The following is an 18,092-nucleotide window of genomic DNA, read 5'->3' as shown; positions in this document are numbered from 1 at the left end:
GTCACCCCTTAACCGCGCCGGACGTCAGACCGGAGACGATGCGGCGTTGGAAGAAGAGCACGAACAGGATGATCGGTACGGTGATGACGACAGCCGCCGCCGAGATGGACCCGGTCGGGTCCTCGAACTGCGAGTCGCCGGTGAAGAACGACAGCGCCACCGGCACCGTGCGGGACCGCTCGGTGGAGGTGAGCGAGATGGCGAAGAGGAAGTCGTTCCAGCAGAAGATGAACGCGAGGATCGCGGTGGTGAACACGCCCGGCGCGGCCAGCGGCGCGATCACCTTGCGAAACGCCTCGCCCTGGGTGGCACCGTCCATCTTGGCCGCCTTCTCCAGGTCCCACGGGATCTGCTTGAAGAACGCCGACAGCGTGTAGATGGTCAGCGGCAGCGCGAACGTGATGTACGGCAGGATCAGCCCCGGCCAGGTGTCGAAGAGCCCCAGCCGCCGCTCGATGTCGAAGAGCGGCGAGACGAGCGACACCTGGGGAAACATCGCGATCAGCAGGGAGACGCCGACCAGCAGCCCCTTGCCGGGAAAGTCGAGCCGGGCGATCGCGTACGCGGCCATCGTGCCGAGCACCACCGCGATGAGCGTGGAGATCAGCGCGATGCCGATGGAGTTGACGAGGGCCCGTACGAACTGGTCGGTCTGGAAGATGGTTTTATAGTTTTCGAGCGTCCACTCGCGCGGGATGAAGTGCCCGTCGGTCAACGTGTTCGTGGTCTTGAACGACAGCGACATGATCCACAGCACCGGGATGAGCGCGAAGACCACGACGACGACGTCGAGCAGTCCCCAGCGCCATTTCGCACCACGAGACTCCATCACCGCCTCCCTTCCTCAGAGCTGCCCGGGGCGGCCGTGCCGAAGAGCTTCACGAAGACGAACGCGATGATCGCCACGGTCAGGAAGATGAGCACCGACATGGTGGAGCCGATGCCGAGGTTGAGCCCCTTGATGAGGTTGTTGTACGCGAGCATCGACACCGACGAGGTCTCGTTGGCGCCCGCGGTCAGCACGTAGATGTTGTCGAAGACCCGGAAGGCGTCCAGCGTGCGGAAGAGCAGCGCCACCAGGATCGCCGGCTTCATCACCGGCAGCATCACCTTGGTAAACCGCTGCCACGCGGTCGCGCCGTCCATCGCCGCCGCCTTCAGCAGGTCCTCGGGTACCAGCGCGAGGCCGGCCATCAGCAGCAGCGCCATGAACGGCGTGGTCTTCCAGATCTCGGCCAGCATGATGATGGCCAGGGAGCTGGCCCGCTCGGTGAGCGGGGCGCTGTCGCTGAAGAGGTTGGCCAGGTAGCCGGTGCCGGGCGTCCACGCGTACCGCCAGGAGAAGGCGGCGACCACCGTGACGATGCCGTACGGGATCAGCGCGGAGGTGCGCACGATGCCCCGCCCGACGAGGGTGCGGTGCATGACGAGCGCCAGCGCCATGCCGAGCACGAGCTCGACCACGACCGTCACGACGGTGATCAGCATGGTCACGCCGAACGCGGTCCACCAGTACTGGTTGCCCAGCACGGTCACGTAGTTGGAGAGGCCGACGAACTCGCGGTCGTCCGGAAACTTCAGGTCGTACCGCTGCAACGAGAGCCAGACCGAGTAGAGGATCGGGTACGCGGTCACCGCGACCATCACGATCGCGGCCGGCGCGCAGAGCAGCCAGCCCAGCCGCCGTTCGGCCCGCTTCCCCTCGGACAGGCGCGCCTTCTCCGCCCGGCTCAGCGGCTGCGCGCGATGCTTCGCGGCCGTCGAGGTGGCACTCATGGCAGCACCCCCTTCGACTCCAGCGCGTCCTTTATGGACTTACGCAGCTCGTTCGCGGTGTGCTCCGGCCGGATCGACGCCGGCGGCGAGAGCGTCGCCGACATCACCGTCGAGATGTTCTGGTACGCCGGGGAGAGCGGCCGGGTGGCCGGGTCCCGCAGCTCCTCCAGGATCGTGTCCTTCATCGGGTACGCCTCCGTCATCTCCGGATCGGCGTAGACGCTCTCGATCGTCGGCGGTACGCCGTCGTTGATCGCGGAGAACTTCTGGTGCTCGGCGTTGCGCAGGCACAGCGCCGCGTCGAACGCCTCCTGCGGGTGCTTGGAGTAGCGGGAGACCGCGAGGTTGTACCCACCGATGGTCACCTTGCTCGGCGTACCCGCGTCGACGCCCGGGTAGCGCGCCCACCGCACCTTCGCCGCGAGGTCCGGCGCCGCCTCCTGCATGGCCGGGTAGACGAACGGCCAGTTGAGCTGGAAGGCCGCGTTGCCGCCCTGGAACTGCAGCCGCGCGTCGTCCTCGATGGAGTTCGTGAACGACGGGCTGGTCACGCCGGCCGTGGCGAAGCGGTGCAGGATCTCCAGCCCGCGCACCGCGCCCTGGTCGAAGACCACGTCGGTGCCCTCGTCGTCGAGGATGTGGCCGCCGGCGCTGACGGTGATCGTGTTGTAGAGCACGACGAGCCCCTCGTACTGCGCGCCCATCGTGATGACCTGGTACGGCTTGCCCTGCCCCTTGAGGTCCAGCGACTGCTGGATCATCTCGTCCCAGGTGCTCGGCGGCTGCGGCACCAGGTCGGTGCGGTACCAGAGCAGCTGCACGTTGGTGTTCTTGGGCGCGGCGAAGAGCTTGTCCTGGTACTCGGCGCTGGCCAGCGGCCCGGCGAGCGTGCCCTGCTCGGCCTGCGCCTGGTTGTCACCGGTCCACTCCAGGATCCAGTCGGCGCTGGCGAACTCCTGCGTCCACGTGATGTCGAGGCCCAGCACGTCCATGCCGTCGTCTTCGGCGGCCAGCCGGCGCACCATCTGCACCCGCTGGTCGTCGGCGCCGCGCGGCAGCACCTGGTAGCTGATCCGGTAGCGCCCGGCCGCCTCGGCGTTGCAGTCGTCGACGACCTTCTGCAGGTTTTGCTCGGGCGCGTAGTACAGGTTGATGGTGGGTGTGCCGCCCTCGTCGCCGCCGCACGCGGCCAGCGGCCCGAGCAGCGCCAGCGCGGCGGCGGCCGCGCCCACCCTCCTGGCCCGCCACGCCGTCCGTCTCGTCTTCCGCACCGGCCTCGCCTCCCTCCGGTCGGGCGCCGGAAAGGCGCAGCGCCCGCGGGTACCCCTACCGCCGCGGCGCGAGCGCGTCGGCGTCGACGCGTGATCTGTCACCCCCGGCCGGTCGTCGCGTCGCGTGCCCAACGACCAGCCTCGAGAGGATCGTTCGTGCGCCCCTTCTCCCCCGTCCGCCCGGACGTCAAACCTGGCGACTTCACTATAAGGATCAACTCCACGATATCGGGGCAAAATGATCCACGCTCACAAGCGTCGATAGGGAAATGTGCACGAACGGACCCTGTCCCGTAGGCGAACCGCGTCGGTACGGTCGGGTCGCGGGTCGCCGCCGAAGCCGATCCTCCTTGTTGGACGATCCGGAGGGCAGGATCGTGAAAGACACCATCGCGGCGATCACGTTCGACGTGAGCGGGCTGCCGCCGCTGAAGAACGAGGCACTCTCCGTCCTCGCCGCCGGTAACCGCCAGGCCGGGCGCGTGCGCGTGCTGCTGGAGGCGGCCTGCGCGGAGGCGCAGCGCACCGGCTGGACCGCGCTGGCCGACCCGGTCGCGCTCGACGTCGTGCTGCGCCGCCCACCGGGCCACCACAGCGGCGACGCCACCAACTTCCTCGGCGGGATCGGCGACGTGCTCCAGGACAAGCGGCGCTCGGCGCGGGTGATGAGCCTGGCCCACCTGGGCGTCCTGGTCGACGTGGCGCTCTACGTCGACGACCGCCAGATCCGCCAGCTCTCCTACCGCGAGGAGCACGCGGACGAGCCGTCGTACACGGTGCGCGTCTCCACCCTCTAGCCCCCCCGGTGATCAAAGCTCCCGCCACGTCGCTAGAACGACATGAAGGGAGCTTTGATCACGGCACGGGAGCGCGCGGGAGCGGCGCGGGAGGGCGCGGGAGCGGGCGGGAGCGGGCGTCAGCCGCGCAGGCCGTTGCGGAGCAGGTCCATCGCGCGGTCGGCGCTGGCCCGGCGGCGCTCGACGTCGTCGACCCGCTCGATGACCGACGCCACCATGCGCATGATGTCGAGCAGGTCCTCCTTGACCAGGTCGGCGCGGAGCACGCCGTCCTCCTGGGCCCGCCGGACCGGCTCGGCGAACGCCCGCACCACCCGCTCGGCCAGCGCCTGCAGCTCCGGCGCCTCGGTGCCCTTGTCGAGCGCCTGGTGCAGGCCGTGGCTGCGCACCTGGTGGTCGACCAGCGCCCGCAGCAGCGCGTCGAACGCGTCCGCGCGCCCCTCGTACGCCGCCGCGAGCTCCTCGATGTCGCGCACGTTGTCTTCGAAGATGGCGACCGCCAGCGTGTAGCGGTCCGGGAAGTGGCGGTAGAGCGTGCCCCGCCCGACGCCGGCGCGCCGGGCCACCGCGTCCAGGGGCGCACCGAAGCCGGCGCCCGCGAACACCTCGCGCGCCGCCTCGATGATCAGCGCCCGGTTGCGCCGGGCGTCCCGCCGGAGGGTGTGGCTCTGCGTGATCTGGACCGAGGTCACGGCCCGAAGTCTACGAGAACGCTGGCCGCGCAGCCCCAGGACAGCGTCACCCCGGCCCCTCCGTGCCCGTAGTTGTGGATCATTCGGGCACCGCCGGGCAGTAACGCGGGGTCCAGGCCCACCCGCGGGCCGCCGCGGCGCACCGGCCGCAGCCCGGCCCGCTCGCCGAGCACGGGAGCGCCGGCCAGCTCCGGTACCAGCTCCGTGCAGCGGGCCACGATCTGCGCCGCCGCCCGCGGATCCGGCCCGGTGTCCCACTCCCCCGGCTCGAACGTGCCGCCCAGCACCACGTCCCGCGACCGGGGGTGCACATAGACCATGCCGGCCGGGTGGTGCTCGTCCCGTACCGACGTCTCGATGCCCGGGTTGGCGACCAGCACGACCCGCCCGCGGGCCGGGACCACCGCGGCGTCCGCGCAGAGCTCACCGGCCGCGAGGCCGGTGGCGTTGACCACCACGGGGGCCAGCTCCGCGGCCTCCGCCAGGTCGCGCAGGCGCCGGCGCTCCAGCGACACACCGCCGCCGGCCAGCCGCGCCACGAGCCACTCCAGGTAAGGGCCCATCTCCACGGTGGGCACGGTGAACCGCCACTCACGGCCGTGGTCTTCAAAATGGGGTACGACTTGCGCCCACCACGGGTCGTCGGACGGCTGGACGGCCATCCGGGTGCGGCGCATGACCACCCCGGGCACACCGGCGGCCGCCTGGCGGGCCAGCTCGTCGTAGGTCTGCCCGGCCCAGGCCAGCACCCGGGGGTCGGGGTCGGTGCGCGTGGGGTACCAGACGGCGGCGGCCACGGCGGAGACGGTCTCGGCGGGTGGATCGGCGGCCACCAGGGCGACCCGGGCGCCAGCCTCCCGCAGGCGGACCGCGGACGTCAGCCCGATCACGCCCGCGCCGACCACCACGACGTCGAACATTTGGGGTGGATGTACCACCTTCCGGTGCCCGGTACGGTTGACTCGCGCGTGATTCTACTGGCCTGGGGAGGACGAAATCGCCGACGACGTGCCCTTGACGGGCTTGCCCATGACGTAGACACCGCGGCCCTGATGGCCCTCGAGCACCCCGGCGTCCTGCAGGCGGCCCAGCGCCGCTTTGACCGGGGTGTCGCTGCACTCGTACGCCTGCATCAGCTCGGCGATCGAGGGCAGCTTGTCGCCCGCCTTGAGCTCACCGGACTCTATCCGCTCGCGGATGTCGTTAATGATCTTGCGGTAAACAGGCACGGCGGGCATGTGCTGGCACTCCCCTTGGTCGGCGTATGACATTTGATCATGCCCGCCCTGGGGTCTCAAGTATTCGTCGTACCCAATTGACTCTGGGTCCTTAGAACCCTAGGTTGGCGTTCGGTGAGGCGACCCCGCCCCTTGGTCGGCAACCTGGTGGCCCGGGTCGCCTCACCCTTCCAGGAGGTTCGATGCCCGGCGGCTACGCCTACGACAACGACGTGGACGCGGCGGTCCAGCAGCACGCCTGCCTCTCCGCGATGCTCGACGACTTCACCAAGGCACGGCTATCCACAGTGGATGCGTACGCCACCGCCGGCCCGGCGCTGGGCCCCTTCCGCGGCCCGGATCCCGTTCCCGACCCGGCGGCCGGCGCGAGCACCGTTGCCGACCCGGCGGCCGGCACGGACGCTTTTCGCTGCCTGGAGGTGGGCGCCGGCGCCGGCAGCATCGCGCGGTGGCTGGCCGACCGGGGCGCCTCCGTGGTCGCCACCGACCTCAAACCCAGCCACCTGAGCGAGGACGCCGGCATCCAGGTGCTCGCCCACGACATCGTGGCCGACCCGGTGCCCGACCCGCCGTACGACCTGGTCCACGCCCGCCTGCTCCTGCTCCACCTGCCCGAGCGGGAGCGGGTGCTCCGCAAGCTGGCCGCCGCCCTCCGCCCGGGCGGCAGCCTGGTGGTCGAAGACTGGCACGTCAGCGTGGAGCACCTCGTGCTGGACGCGCCGGAGCCGGCCGACGTGGCGCTGTTCGACCGCTACCAGCACGCCCTGATCGGCATCCTCGACAACGACCCGACCTGGGCCACCCGCATCCACGCCAAGATGGTGGCCGCCGGACTGCGCCGGGTGGAGACCGCGATCCACTCCCCGGTCTGGCCGGCCGGCAGCCCCGGCGCGCTGCTGGTGACGGTCAACCTGGCGCTCTTTCGCGAACGCCTCCTGGACGCCGGCCTGACCGGCGGCGAACTCGACCACCTGGAGTGGCTGGTCCGCGACCCCCGCTCCGGCCTGGTCATCCGCGGCCACTTCCTCTACTCCACGATCGGCCACGCCCCTGCCCCATAAGTCGCGCCGGACAGCGCGAGCATTTGTCGTAACTACGTAATTGCGTAATACTCGGGTGCATGACGTCTCTGGAGGAACGCGTCGCCGCCCTGGAAGAGCAGGTGACGGCGCTCGCCGCCCGGCTGGACCGGTCACCGCCGGAGGCCGGCGAGGCCGTCCCGCGTACCAGGGATGTCTTCTGGGCTTTGGAGGGGCTCAAACGGCGAGTGACCGGCGGCGCCGGAGCCGTCCTCTACGCCGGGGTCGTGGCGCCGGCGGAGGGCGAGCGGTACGAGTGGCAGTACGGCGCGGCGGCCGCGGACCTGATGGCCGAGGACTGGTCGGCCGCAGCCGGCGCGCTCTCCGCGCTCGCCCACCCGGTGCGGCTGCGGCTGCTGCGCGAGGTGCTCGGCGGGCGGCATGCCGCGTCGGAGCTGTCCGAAGTGGAGGGTCTGGGCACCAGCGGCCAGCTCTACCACCATCTGCGCCAGCTGGTCGGCGCCGGGTGGCTGCGCGCGACCGGCCGCGGGCAGTACGTGGTGCCCGCGGAACGGGTGGTGCCGCTGCTGGTGACGCTCACGGCGGCGACGCGATGAGGTGGGACAGGTGGGCGGTGCTGGCCGCCGTGCTCGTGGCCGCGCTGGGCTGGCTGGCCGGGCCACGGCCGACCGAGCTCGGTGGCGAGTCCACAGGGGACGCTCAGCTCGGCGCGCTGGTACGCTCCATGGTGGACGACCCGACCGGCTATCGCGGCCTGGCCGTGGCGTACGTGACCCGCGACGCCGTGCGCATCGCGGGGCTCGGCGACGACGGGACCGGCGGGCGGGTCGGCGCGGACACGCGCTTCGAGATCGGGTCGATCGGCAAGCCGCTGACCGGGATGCTCCTGGCCGACCTGGCCCGCGACGGCACCGTGCACCCGGACACGCCGCTGCGCGATCTTCTGCCCACTGTGGACTTCGAAGACCCGGACACCGCCGCGAAGACCGCCGAGGAGCTGGCCAGCCACCGCTCCGGGCTGCCCAGCGTGCGGATCACCGGCCCGGTGCAGGGGCTGAGCACCGGGTTGAGCACGCTGGGCGGGACCGATCCGTACGCCGGGGCGGACACGGAGTGGCTGCTGTCCACTGTGGGCACCGCGTCGGCGTCCGGTGGCGCGCAGGGGGTCGGCTACAGCAACTACGGGATGGCGGTGCTGGGGCACGCGCTCGCCCAACGAGCCGGCGTACCGTATCCGGAGCTGCTGCGGCAGCGGCTGCTCGACCCGCTGGGCATGACGGCGACCGGATACGCGCTGCCGTCGCCGCACGCCCAGGGGTTCACGGCCGGCGGGCGGTCGGTCGACCCGTGGCGCGGCTCCGGCTACGCACCGGCCGGCGTCGGCGCCTGGTCCACCGCCGCCGACCTGGCCACGCTGGTATCGGCCACAATGGACGGCAGCGCACCGGGCGCCGCCGCAGCGGACCCCCGCTTCGACGCCGGCGACGGCGAGCGGATCGGGTACGGCTGGTTCACCGAGCCGGACGGGATCACCTGGCACAATGGCGGCACCGGCGGCTTCAGCGCGTACCTGGGCTTCGACCGCTCGGCGGGCCGCGGCGTGGTGGTGCTCGGCAACACCGACCGCTCGGTCGACGACCTCGGCCGCCGCCTGCTGGGCACCGAGGGCGAGGAGGGCGGCTTCGACGTACGCGGCGCGATCCGGATCGGCGTGACCGTCTTCCTCAGCCTGGCCGGCGCCTGGGGCCTGCTCAGCGTCGCCCGCCAGCCCGCCACCGACCGGCTGCGGCTGGTCTCCAACGCGGTGTGGGCGGTCGCGCTACCGGCCCTGGCGTACGCGGTGGGCACCTGGCAGTCCGTGCCGCCGCTGGTGTGGGCGGTCGGCGCCGGCCTCAGCGGCTACGCGGCGGTCCGAGCCGCCCGGCGCTGGCCGTCCGCGCCGACCAACGGCCGCACCCGGTACCCCTGGCTACGCTGGACCACGACGGCGGTCAACGTGGCGCTCGCCGCCGCGCTAGTCACCTGGGCGGTGATCCTCTAGCGAGGCTCGGAGTCGGGGTTGCTTCGGCCGTCGGCGGCTTCGAGAAGTTCCAAACCCGAAAGAGGACTTGAGCTACCGCAACCCCACCTTCCCCGCCTCATTGAAGGAAGGGGCGCAGGGCAGGACCGGCTTCACCACGGTGAGTGGCACTGGGGCCCAACCGTCGCTCCCGCGGCCTCACCCTCCGCTAGCGGACATGAAAATCTCCGAATGGGCGGACGCGCCTCTCCGATCTGGCGGACACGTCGGCTCCGGATCGGCGGACAGCCGAGGCTACCGAAGGTGACGTGGCCAATGGTCGGCCGCCGCACTGTGTCCAGCCTGATCGATGGACGATCGGTCCGCGCACGGGCGCTGCCGCGCCGCTTCCGCTCCTCGGCGCGCAAGACGCGCCTGTGGTGCGGGTCGGCTTGCCACCGGACGACGTGGCCGCACTAATTGCCATCGATGGACCGGAGTGTCGAGCAACGGGCGGATGTCGCTGCCGCAGCGGTTCCTGTGCGCTACCTGGCGTAGCGGCAAGTCCTGCAAGAAGTTTCAGCTTGCTGTCCGTCGATTCGGAATTTCAGATGACCGCCCACACCCCTCCACGTTTCCACAACCATCCACCGCCCCACCGCCGTCCGCCCAACGCCGCCCGACATACGCCCCGCCCTCGCGCCGCGCGCCTCAAGATCCCAACAAAATCCCTGACTTTGCTGCCACGTCGGCGGGCGGAAGCAGCAAAGTCAGGGATTTTGCTGCTTCCGGGCCAGGGTCCACAGTGGCGTGGTCGGACGGCCGCACGCCCGCCCTCGATCGGCGCGGAGTCTCACGGCGGAGCCGAGCCAGCACACCGGCGGGGTTGAGGCCGCCGGGCGCCGAGGGTGAGACCACCAACGAGCAACGGTCCAGACCCAACGCCACTCACCCCCAAGTTTTGATCAAGGCCAGGCGGCCGTGCACCACGGGGCGACCGGGACTACCCCGGAACGCCGGTCAACTGGCGCACCGACCTCGACCCCCGAGTACACCTCAACAGCGGACCACCCCAGCAGATCATGGTACGAATCCGCCCGCCCGAGGGCATCTGCGTACCACGATCTCGACTGCCCGCCCGCGCCGGGCGACGGCCTGACGCTTCTGAGCGCGCCCAGCCCACACCTTGATCGAACCTGCGTGAGTGGCATCAGGTCCGGACCGTTGCTCCTCACCACCGTGGGGAAGCTCTGGAGCTGCCCCGTCTGTGCGTGCGACTCCACAGCCTCGACGCACCCGCGGCGGGCGGTGAGCGCGGGCGTCGCTTGGGGTGGGCTTGCGTCGCGGAGCCGGCAGCGAGCGGATGAAGGCCAAGGTCAGCGAGGCGCTCAAGCAGCACTTCCGCCCCGAGTTCCTCAACCGCGTGGACGACGCGATCGTCTTCCACCAGCTCCGGCCGGAGGAGATGCTGTCCATCGTGGACATGATGGTGGCGCGGATCGACAGCCGGCTGCGCCACAAGGGCATGGGGCTGCGCCTGACCGACAGCGCCCGAGAGTACCTGGCCCGCAAGGGATTCGACCCGGCGCTCGGCGCCCGGCCGCTGCGGCGCCTCGTCCAGCGCGAGGTCGAGGACAGCCTGGCCGAGCGGATACTCGTCACCGAGCTCAAGCCCGGCCAGATCGTAGACGTCGACTGCGCCGGCACCCCGGACGACGTCGACGGCGCCCACCTGGTCATGTAGCCGCCGCGAGGAGGCGCTTGCCTAGCGCGTGCACGGCCTGCCGCAGCTCCGGACCGCCCACCACCCGGGCGATCCGGGGCACGGCGGCGAGCTGCTCCGCGTACCAGATGGGGTTGCTCGTCGTGCCGACCAGCCGGCAGCTGCCGGCGTCGACCGGCTCGACGCGGCCCAGTGCACGCGGCAGCCAGCGGGACAGCTGCTCGGCGGGGAGGTCGACGAGCACCTCGGTGTCGTACTCCCAGCCGACCGCCAGGTGTTCCTCCAACATGGACACCGGGTCGAGGTCCGCGGGCGGGCTGAAGGCCGCGTCCAGCACGGCCACGTCGAGGATCCGGTCTATCCGGTACGCGCGGCGCGCGCCCGAGGTGTGTGACCAGCAGAGCAGGTACCAGCGGCCGTGGCGGACCACGACGGCCCAGGGGTCGACCTCGAAGACCCGTTCCGGACCGGCCTCCGGGCGGTAGCCCAGGCGCACCCGGCGTCCCAGCGCGCGAGCCTGTACCAGCGCGGTCGTGGTCTGTGGGTCTGGCCGCGCGGCGGCCCGGTCGGGCGCGGGCGCGGCGCTGCGGCGGACCGCCTCGGCCTGGGCGGCGACCGACTCGGGCAGTGCCCGGACGAGTTTGCCGAGCGCGCTGCCGACCGGGTCGGTGGGGTCGGCGGCGTCGTGGTGGCCGTCGAGCACCGCCATGACCAGGCCGAGCGCCTCGATGCCGGTGAACATCAGCGGCGGCAGCCGCAGCCCGCGGCCGAGCCGGTAGCCGCCGTGCGGCCCGCGCTCGGACTCGATCGGGATGCCGGCCTCGCGGAGGATCTCGACGTACCGCCGGGCGGCCCGGTCGGAGACCCCGAGCTTGCCGGCGATCCGCTCCGCGGTGATGCCCGGGCTGCCCTGCACCAGCTCGAGCGCGAGCAGCGCCCGGGCGGTGGGACTCGCGTCGGGTCTCACGGCATCCCCACATTCCGGAAGCGAAACGACCGGAATGCAACCTAGCATGTCGGGCATGACCGTTCTCGACACCACGATCCAGGAGCCGTCGCTGAGCGCCGACGAGGTGGAGACGATGCTCTTCGCGCTCGACCGCTCCCGCGCCCAGTTCGCGTGGAAGTGCGGCGGCCTGGACGCCGCGGGGCTGCGCCGCCCGCACCCGCCGTCCACGATGACGCTCGGCGGCCTCCTCAAGCACATGGCCTTCGTCGAGGCGTACTACACCGCGCGCGACCTGACCGGCGGGCCGCCGGTGGGGCCGTGGCGCACGGAGGACTTCGAGGCCGACCCCGACTGGTGCTGGCACAGCGCGGCCGGCGACTCGCCCGACGAGCTGTACGCGCTGTGGCGGGACGCGGTCGAGCGGCGGCAGGCGGCGCTGGCGAAGGTGCTGGCCGAGGGCGGGTTGGACCAGCCGACGAGGTTCGTCACCCGGGACGGCCGCTCACCCAACCTGCGGCGGCTGCTGGTCGACCTGCACGACGAGTACGCCCGGCACGTGGGCCACGCCGACCTGCTGCGCGAGGCGGTCGACGGCCTCGTGGGCGAAGACCCGCCGCGGTGAACGTCCGCGTCGTCCCCGCCAACGAGGCGTCGTGGGAGGACCTCACCGCTGTCTTCGGCGGCTCCTACCCGGGCCGGTGCCGGTGCCAGCGGTTCAAGGTCGTCGGCTGGATCTGGCGCGACTCGACGCAGGAGGAGCGGAGCGAGGCCCTGCGGGCACAGACCGCCTGCGGCGACCCGGACGCCCCGGCGACCAGCGGCCTCGTGGCGTACGCGGACGGCGAGCCGGCCGGCTGGGTCGCGGTCGAGCCGCGCGTCGCGTACCCGAAGCTGCGCACCATGCCCGTTCCCTGGAGCGGCCGCCAGGAAGACAAGGACGACCCCGACGTGTGGGCGGTGACCTGCTTCGCGGTGCGCGCCGGCTACCGCGGGCGCGGCCTCACGTACGACCTCGCCAAGGCCGCGGTCGGCTTCGCCCGGGAGCGGGGCGCGCGGGCGCTCGAGGCCTACCCGATGATCACCGAGCCGGGCAAGGTGATCACCTGGGGCGAGCTGCACGTCGGCGCCCGGCAGGTCTTCGAGGAGGCCGGCTTTACGGAGGTCGCCCACCCGACCAAACGCCGCGTCGTCATGCGCGTCGACATCCAATGACGGCGGATGGTCAGGACGTCATTGCGGCGCAATGACGTCCACAGTGGGAAAATAGGCGCGGTACCGGGTCGCATCGCGGGTGAGCAGCCGATAGCCCTCGATCGCGGCATGCGCGCCGATGTAGAAGTCCGGCAGGGGCGTTGCCTTGGCGCCGCCTCGTCGCCGGTAGCTGAGGAACGCCTTGCCAGCTAGGAAGCCAGCCTCGTATGGCAGCTTCAGACGCGCGAAGGTGTCGGCTGGGACAGCATCCTCCAGCTCCTCGATCGTAGGGAAACCGATGGAGACTTCGGCGTAGACGATTGGATTGATCGCTAGCTGGCCACTGTCGGCTGCATCGATGAGCGCCGTTTCCGACCAGGCGTACCACTGAGGGTCTTCGGTCGCGATGTCCAGCAACACGTTGCTGTCGACCAGCGTGACGCCCACTGCTACCTGGTCAGCGCGAGGATCTCGTCGGTGGTCATCTTGCCCTTGGCGCGCCCACGCAGACGGCTGATCACTCGGTCTCCACGCCGATGCTCAGGCTGATCGACGCGTCGCAGCCGGACGATGTCGTCCTGGACCACGAACTCCACCTCAGTGTCCGGCAGGAACCCGAAGCGCTCCCTGATCTCGACGGGGATCGTCACTTGACCCTTGGTAGTGACCCGCATGTCGCCTCCTACGTAATACTCGTACGAATCTTACCGGCTAGCGGCGGGTGGTGAGGATCAGGTCGGCGACGAGCGCGGTCCAGCCGGTCTGGTGCCACGCGCCGAGGCCGGCGCCGTTGTCGCCGTGGAAGTACTCCGGGAAGGCGATCAGGTCCTTCCAGTCGGGGTGGGTCTGGAAGAGCTCGCACGCGCCGTACATCGGGCGGCGGCCCCACTCGTCGGGCACGAAGAGGGAGATCAGGCGGTCGGAGAGGTCGTCGGCGACCTCGTTGAGCGTCCGCTTCTTGCCCGAGCGGGTCGGGTGCTCGATCATCAGCCCGTCGCCGAAGAAGTCGGCGTAGTCGCGCAGCGCGCAGATCAGCAGGTAGTTGGTGGGCATCCAGATCGGGCCGCGCCAGTTGGAGTTGCCGCCGAAGAGGCCGCTGGTGGACTCGGCCGGCTCGTACCCGACCGCGAACTCCTGCCCGCCCAGCTCGACGGTGAACGGCTTGTCCAGGTGGCGGCGGGAGAGCGTGCGCAGCCCGTACTGGGAGAGGAACTCCTCCTCGTCGAGCATGCGGGTCAGGATCCGCACGATCTGCTCCGGGCCGACCATCGACAGCAGGCGCCGCTTGAGGCCGTCGCCGGCCATCCGGCGGGCGCCGACCACGTCCGCGTACGCCGGCTTGTTGGTCAGGAACCAGCGCAGCCGCGCGGCCAGCTCCGGCAGCCGGCCGAGCGTACGCGAGGTGACGGTGGTGGTGGCGGCGAGCGGGAGCAGGCCGACCACCGAGCGCACCTTGAGCGGCACCGTGCTGCCGTCGGGGAGGCGGAGCTGGTCGTAGAAGAACGAGTCGCCCTCGTCCCAGAGCCCCTGGTGGTACGCGGCGGCCGCGATGTACGCGAAGTGCTCGAAGAACTTGGTGGCCACGTCCTCGTACGCCCGGTCGTGCTCGGCCAGGCGCACGGCCATGTCGAGCAGGTTGAGCGCGTACATGGCCATCCAGCCGGTGCCGTCGGACTGCTCCAGCACCCCGGCCACCGGCAGCGCGGCCGAGCGGTCGAACGGGCCGACGTTGTCCAGGCCGAGGAAGCCGCCCTCGAAGACGTTGTTGCCGTTGATGTCCTTGCGGTTGACCCACCAGGTGAAGTTGAGCAGGAGCTTGTGCATCACCCGGGCGAGGAAGTCGTAGTCGCGGCCGCCGTCGATCTCGAAGACGCGCAGCGCCGCCCAGGCGTGCACGGGCGGGTTGACGTCGCCGAACGCCCACTCGTACGCCGGGATCTGGCCGTTGGGGTGCATGTACCACTCGCGCAGGAGCAGCAGCACCTGCTGCTTGGCGAACTCCGGGTCGACCCGGGCCAGCGTGACGCAGTGGAAGGCCAGGTCCCAGGCCGCGTACCAGGGGTACTCCCAGGGGTCCGGCATGGAGATCACGTCGAAGCTGTTCATGTGCCACCAGGCGCTGTTGCGCCCGTGCTTGCGGCCGGCCGGCGGGGGCGCGCTGGCCGGGTCGCCGCCCAGCCACTGCTCGACGTCGAAGTGGTAGAACTGCTTGCCCCACATGAGCCCGGCGATCGCCCGCCGGAGCACGAGCGTCTCGTCGCGGCTCGCGCCCTTGGGGGTGAGGCCGGCGAAGTACGCGTCGGCCTCGGCCCGCCGCGCGGCGACCACCCGGTCGAACTCCCGGCCCAGGTCGAGCAGGGGCGCCGCCTCGTTGCCCGGGGGCGGCGAGGTGAGCGTGAGCCGCAGCCGGATCCACATCTCCCCGCCGGGCGGGACGGTCAGCTGGTAGTGGAGCGCCCCTTTTGTCCCGGTCAGCGCCGGGTTTACCGTGCCGGCGCCGTCGACCACGTGGTCGTTGATGCCGTCCTTCGGGTACTCGCTGCGGCCGGGCAGCCCCCACAGCCGCTGCGTGTTCGTCTCGTTGTCGCAGCAGAGCACGGTCGGGTCGCCCTCGCCCTGCAGCACGATCTGGCCGAGCACCCAGTGCTCGCCGACCAGCCGGCCGTCGCCGCCGCGCAGCACCGGCACCTGGTCGCGCCCGGGCAGCCCCCAGGACCAGGTGTTGCGAAACCACAACGTGGGCAACACGTGCAGCGTCGCGGTGTCCGGACCGCGGTTGGCCACGTTGACCACGATGCACATGTCGGTGGGCGAGGCCTTGGCGTAGTCGACGGTCACCGCCCAGTAGCGGTCGTCGTCGAAGACGCCGGTGTCGACGAGCTCGTACTCGGTCTCGTCACGGCCCCGGGCGGCGTTGACGGCCACCAGGTCGTCGTAGGGGAAGGCGGACTGCGGGTAGTGGTAGCGCCAGCGCATCCAGGAGTGGGTCGGGGTGGAGTCCTCGTACCACCAGTACTCCTTGACGTCCTCGCCGTGGTTGCCCCCGTCGCCGCCGAGGCCGAACATCCGCTCCTTGAGGATGGGGTCCTGGCCGTTCCAGAGGGCGAGGGCGAAGCAGAACGTCTGGCGGTCGTCGCAGACCCCGGCCATGCCGTCCTCGTTCCACCGGTAGGTGCGCGAACGGGCGCAGTCGTGCGGGAAGTAGTCCCAGGCCGTGCCGTGCTCCGAGTAGTCCTCCCGGACCGTGCCCCAGGCCCGCTCCGACAGGTACGGCCCCCAGGACCGCCACGGCTGTTCCCCCGCGTTCGCCTGGGCCAGCCGCGTATGCTCCGCGTCGCCTGCGGGCGTCACCCCGTTCGCCACCTTCGCCTTCCGTCGTCGTGACCACACGGGACCATTGTCCCGGTGGTGTGTTACGGCCACCGTCACCGCTGTCCCATCTTGGTAAGGGAGCCTAATGATCCCCATCGGGTTCGGACCGCAGGTCTGTGCTGATCTAGTGGCGGGTGCCACAAGGGAGTGGCTGCTCACGGACGGCCTGGGCGGCTATGCCATGGGAACCGTCTCCGGCCTGCGCACCCGCCGGTACCATGCCCTCCTCGTGGTCGCCGGCGACGTGCCCGCTTCCCGACATGTGGGACTGGTGTCGCTCGATCCGGTGGTGACCCTCCCCTCCGGCGCGCCGGTGCGGCTGGCCACCCACGAGTGGGCCTCCGGCGCGATCGAGCCCAAGGGCCATGAGCTGCTGGAACGCTTCGACTTGACCGACGGGCTGCCCCGCTGGCGGTGGCGGATCGGCGACGTGGTGATCGAGCGGGAGCTCGCCATGGTGCACGGGCGCCCGGCGATCGCGGTGGTGCACCGGCTGCTCTCCGGCGGCCCGATCCGGCTCGCCCTGGAGGCGCTCTGCACGTGGCGGGACGCGCACGGCGAGCGGTACGCGGACGGGCCGCCGCCGCGGGTCATCCCGACCGCCGACGGGGCCGTCGTCGAACAGGCGTACCGGCTGGCCGGACCCGGCTGGGCCCCGACCGGGCAGTGGTGGCGCGGCGCCCACCACCGCGAGGAGGCCGCGCGCGGGCTCGCGTCCGAAGAGGACATCTGGTACGCGGGGCGCTTCGGCGGCACGCTCGACTCGCCCGGCGACACGGTCGAGGTGCTCGCCTGGGCCGGCGACCTGGACGACCGCCCCGCCCCGGCCGGCGAGGTGGTCACCGCCGCCCGGGAGCGGCACTGGAAGGTCATCGCGGCGGCCACCCCGGCCGACCCGGTCGACGCCACGCTCGCCCTGGCCGCGGACGCCTTCGTGGTACGCACGAGCGCCGGGCCGGACGTGGTGGCCGGCTACCCGTGGTTCGGTGCCTGGTCGCGAGACACGATGACCTCGTACGAGGGGCTGTTTCTGGCCACCGGCCGGGCCGAGGAGGGGCGCGAGCTGCTCCGCGCGTACGCCGGCACGCTGTCCCGGGGCATGCTCGCCAACACCGCGGACACCGGCAGCGTCGAGTACAACACCTGCGACGCCACGATGTGGTTCCTGCACGCGGTCGACCGGCACGTCACGGTCACCGGCGACACCGACCTGGCCGCCGAGCTGCTGCCCGCGCTCCGCGAGGTGGTCGACGCGCACCTGGCCGGCACCCGGTACGGCATCCGGGTCGACCCGGCCGACGGGCTGCTCACCCAGGGCGCACCGGGTGCGGCGCTGACCTGGATGGACGCCCGCGTGTACGGGGTACCGGTCACGCCGCGCGCCGGCAAGCCGGTCGAGGTGAACGCCCTCTGGGTCAACGGCCTGGCGGCGATCATGGAGCTGGCGGCGCGCACCGGCGGCGACCCGGGCGCGGCTCCGTCGGTGCACGCGCGCGCGTTGGACTCGTTTCGCGCCCGCTATCCGGCGCCCGCCGGCTGGCTCTACGATGTGCTCGACGGGCCGGGCGGCAACGACATGTCGCTGCGTCCCAACCAGCTGCTCGCGTGGTCACTTCCCCGCGCGCCACTGGAGCCGGACCCGGGCGCGCTGCGCGCGATCGGCGCGGCGCTCATGACTCCCCTCGGCCCGCGCAGCCTGGCCGCCGACTCGCCGGGCTTCACCGGCCGTCACCGCGGCACGCCGGCGCAACGCGACGCCGCCTACCACCAAGGGACCGTATGGCCATGGACAATAGGCCCTTACGCGGACGCGTGCCGGAGTGCAGGGTGGCGAATTAGCGAGTTGTTCACCGGTATCGAGTCTCATTTGCCCGAGTTTGGCCTAGCATCCGTAAGCGAAACCGCCGACGGGTACGCGCCTCACGCCGCGACCGGCTGTCCCTTCCAGGGTTGGTCCGTCGCTGAGGCGCTGCGCGCTCGACGGTTTTGATCGGTGCGCGTTACATGCACGCAACGGTGGTGTCTTCACTGGTTTTCTCGTGAC

General features: G+C 71.4%; 17 protein-coding genes and 1 pseudogene. 8 read left to right on the top strand and 10 right to left on the bottom strand.

All coding sequences use genetic code 11. The annotated features are described in order from the left end of the window. Window position 1: 1 nt before the first annotated feature. From RB614_RS07450 to RB614_RS07440, 3 genes are read right to left on the bottom strand one after another with little or no spacing between them, the layout of a single operon-like run. Complete coding sequence (locus tag RB614_RS07450) at window positions 2-829, bottom strand: carbohydrate ABC transporter permease (protein WP_308711621.1); 828 nt, start codon at window positions 827-829, stop codon at window positions 2-4. Beyond that, window positions 829-1,776 carry a carbohydrate ABC transporter permease gene (locus tag RB614_RS07445; protein ID WP_308711620.1) on the bottom strand — a complete coding sequence of 316 codons (948 nt, stop codon included), beginning with the start codon at window positions 1,774-1,776 and terminating at the stop codon, window positions 829-831. Before RB614_RS07445 ends, RB614_RS07450 begins: the two co-directional genes overlap by 1 nt. Further along, window positions 1,773-3,047 carry an ABC transporter substrate-binding protein gene (locus tag RB614_RS07440; RefSeq protein ID WP_308711619.1) on the bottom strand — a complete coding sequence of 425 codons (1,275 nt, stop codon included), beginning with the start codon at window positions 3,045-3,047 and terminating at the stop codon, window positions 1,773-1,775. The genes RB614_RS07445 and RB614_RS07440 overlap by 4 nt, the downstream gene beginning before the upstream one ends. Before the next feature lie 377 nt (window positions 3,048-3,424). On the opposite strand from RB614_RS07440, the gene RB614_RS07435 reads away from it, so the two are divergent. Continuing rightward, window positions 3,425-3,844 (top strand): RusA family crossover junction endodeoxyribonuclease, encoded by a 420-nt coding sequence (locus RB614_RS07435; RefSeq protein ID WP_308711618.1) that lies wholly within the window; start codon window positions 3,425-3,427, stop codon window positions 3,842-3,844. A 119-nt stretch (window positions 3,845-3,963) separates the two neighbouring features. Here RB614_RS07435 and RB614_RS07430 read toward each other — a convergent pair whose 3' ends face one another. From RB614_RS07430 to RB614_RS07420, 3 genes are read right to left on the bottom strand one after another with little or no spacing between them, the layout of a single operon-like run. Next, window positions 3,964-4,536 (bottom strand): TetR/AcrR family transcriptional regulator, encoded by a 573-nt coding sequence (locus RB614_RS07430; RefSeq protein WP_308711617.1) that lies wholly within the window; start codon window positions 4,534-4,536, stop codon window positions 3,964-3,966. Continuing rightward, window positions 4,533-5,456, bottom strand: a complete 924-nt coding sequence (locus RB614_RS07425) for an FAD-dependent oxidoreductase (RefSeq protein WP_308711616.1) — start codon at window positions 5,454-5,456, stop codon at window positions 4,533-4,535. Before RB614_RS07425 ends, RB614_RS07430 begins: the two co-directional genes overlap by 4 nt. A gap of 54 nt (window positions 5,457-5,510) precedes the next feature. Continuing rightward, window positions 5,511-5,774 carry a winged helix-turn-helix domain-containing protein gene (locus tag RB614_RS07420; RefSeq protein ID WP_173071955.1) on the bottom strand — a complete coding sequence of 88 codons (264 nt, stop codon included), beginning with the start codon at window positions 5,772-5,774 and terminating at the stop codon, window positions 5,511-5,513. Window positions 5,775-5,956: 182 nt separating this feature from the next. On the opposite strand from RB614_RS07420, the gene RB614_RS07415 reads away from it, so the two are divergent. From RB614_RS07415 to RB614_RS07400, 4 genes and pseudogenes are all read left to right on the top strand, one after another. After that, a complete protein-coding gene (locus RB614_RS07415; protein ID WP_308711615.1) occupies window positions 5,957-6,835 on the top strand; it encodes a class I SAM-dependent methyltransferase in 879 nt (292 codons plus the stop codon). Between the two features lie 59 nt (window positions 6,836-6,894). Beyond that, window positions 6,895-7,410: an ArsR/SmtB family transcription factor gene (locus tag RB614_RS07410; protein WP_308711614.1), complete on the top strand. Its 516-nt coding sequence runs from the start codon at window positions 6,895-6,897 to the stop codon at window positions 7,408-7,410. After that, window positions 7,407-8,855, top strand: a complete 1,449-nt coding sequence (locus RB614_RS07405) for a serine hydrolase domain-containing protein (protein ID WP_308711613.1) — start codon at window positions 7,407-7,409, stop codon at window positions 8,853-8,855. The genes RB614_RS07410 and RB614_RS07405 overlap by 4 nt, the downstream gene beginning before the upstream one ends. Window positions 8,856-10,170: 1,315 nt before the next feature. Beyond that, window positions 10,171-10,557, top strand: a pseudogene (locus RB614_RS07400) (NDP-hexose 4-ketoreductase); the annotation flags it as partial. Here the strand turns inward: RB614_RS07400 and RB614_RS07395 are convergent. Continuing rightward, a complete protein-coding gene (locus tag RB614_RS07395) occupies window positions 10,550-11,503 on the bottom strand; it encodes a helix-turn-helix transcriptional regulator (protein ID WP_308711612.1) in 954 nt (317 codons plus the stop codon). The pseudogene RB614_RS07400 and the gene RB614_RS07395 overlap by 8 nt on opposite strands. A 55-nt stretch (window positions 11,504-11,558) precedes the next feature. Here RB614_RS07395 and RB614_RS07390 point away from each other — a divergent pair, with 55 nt between their 5' ends. Both RB614_RS07390 and RB614_RS07385 read left to right on the top strand, forming a co-directional pair. After that, the gene (locus RB614_RS07390) at window positions 11,559-12,107 is read left to right on the top strand and encodes a mycothiol transferase (protein ID WP_308711611.1); all 549 of its coding nucleotides are present in this window, start codon (window positions 11,559-11,561) and stop codon (window positions 12,105-12,107) included. Next, window positions 12,104-12,697 (top strand): GNAT family N-acetyltransferase, encoded by a 594-nt coding sequence (locus RB614_RS07385; RefSeq protein ID WP_308711610.1) that lies wholly within the window; start codon window positions 12,104-12,106, stop codon window positions 12,695-12,697. The genes RB614_RS07390 and RB614_RS07385 overlap by 4 nt, the downstream gene beginning before the upstream one ends. An 18-nt stretch (window positions 12,698-12,715) precedes the next feature. Here the strand turns inward: RB614_RS07385 and RB614_RS07380 are convergent, their stop codons facing one another. The 3 genes from RB614_RS07380 to RB614_RS07370 are packed head-to-tail and all read right to left on the bottom strand — an operon-like array spanning window position 12,716 to window position 16,027. Continuing rightward, complete coding sequence (locus tag RB614_RS07380) at window positions 12,716-13,123, bottom strand: type II toxin-antitoxin system VapC family toxin (protein ID WP_308711609.1); 408 nt, start codon at window positions 13,121-13,123, stop codon at window positions 12,716-12,718. A gap of 2 nt (window positions 13,124-13,125) precedes the next feature. Further along, on the bottom strand, window positions 13,126-13,350 hold the full coding sequence (locus RB614_RS07375) for an AbrB/MazE/SpoVT family DNA-binding domain-containing protein (protein ID WP_308711608.1): 225 nt from the start codon (window positions 13,348-13,350) through the stop codon (window positions 13,126-13,128). A 37-nt stretch (window positions 13,351-13,387) separates the two neighbouring features. Next, the gene (locus RB614_RS07370; RefSeq protein ID WP_308711607.1) at window positions 13,388-16,027 is read right to left on the bottom strand and encodes an MGH1-like glycoside hydrolase domain-containing protein; all 2,640 of its coding nucleotides are present in this window, start codon (window positions 16,025-16,027) and stop codon (window positions 13,388-13,390) included. A 106-nt stretch (window positions 16,028-16,133) separates the two neighbouring features. Between RB614_RS07370 and RB614_RS07365 the strand changes: the two genes are divergently transcribed. After that, window positions 16,134-18,038, top strand: a complete 1,905-nt coding sequence (locus RB614_RS07365) for an amylo-alpha-1,6-glucosidase (protein ID WP_308711606.1) — start codon at window positions 16,134-16,136, stop codon at window positions 18,036-18,038. Window positions 18,039-18,092 lie beyond the last annotated feature (54 nt).

It is taken from the genome of Phytohabitans maris, assembly GCF_031085175.1.
GTDB lineage: Bacteria > Actinomycetota > Actinomycetes > Mycobacteriales > Micromonosporaceae > Phytohabitans > Phytohabitans maris.
This window is presented reverse-complemented; position numbering and strand designations above follow the sequence as displayed.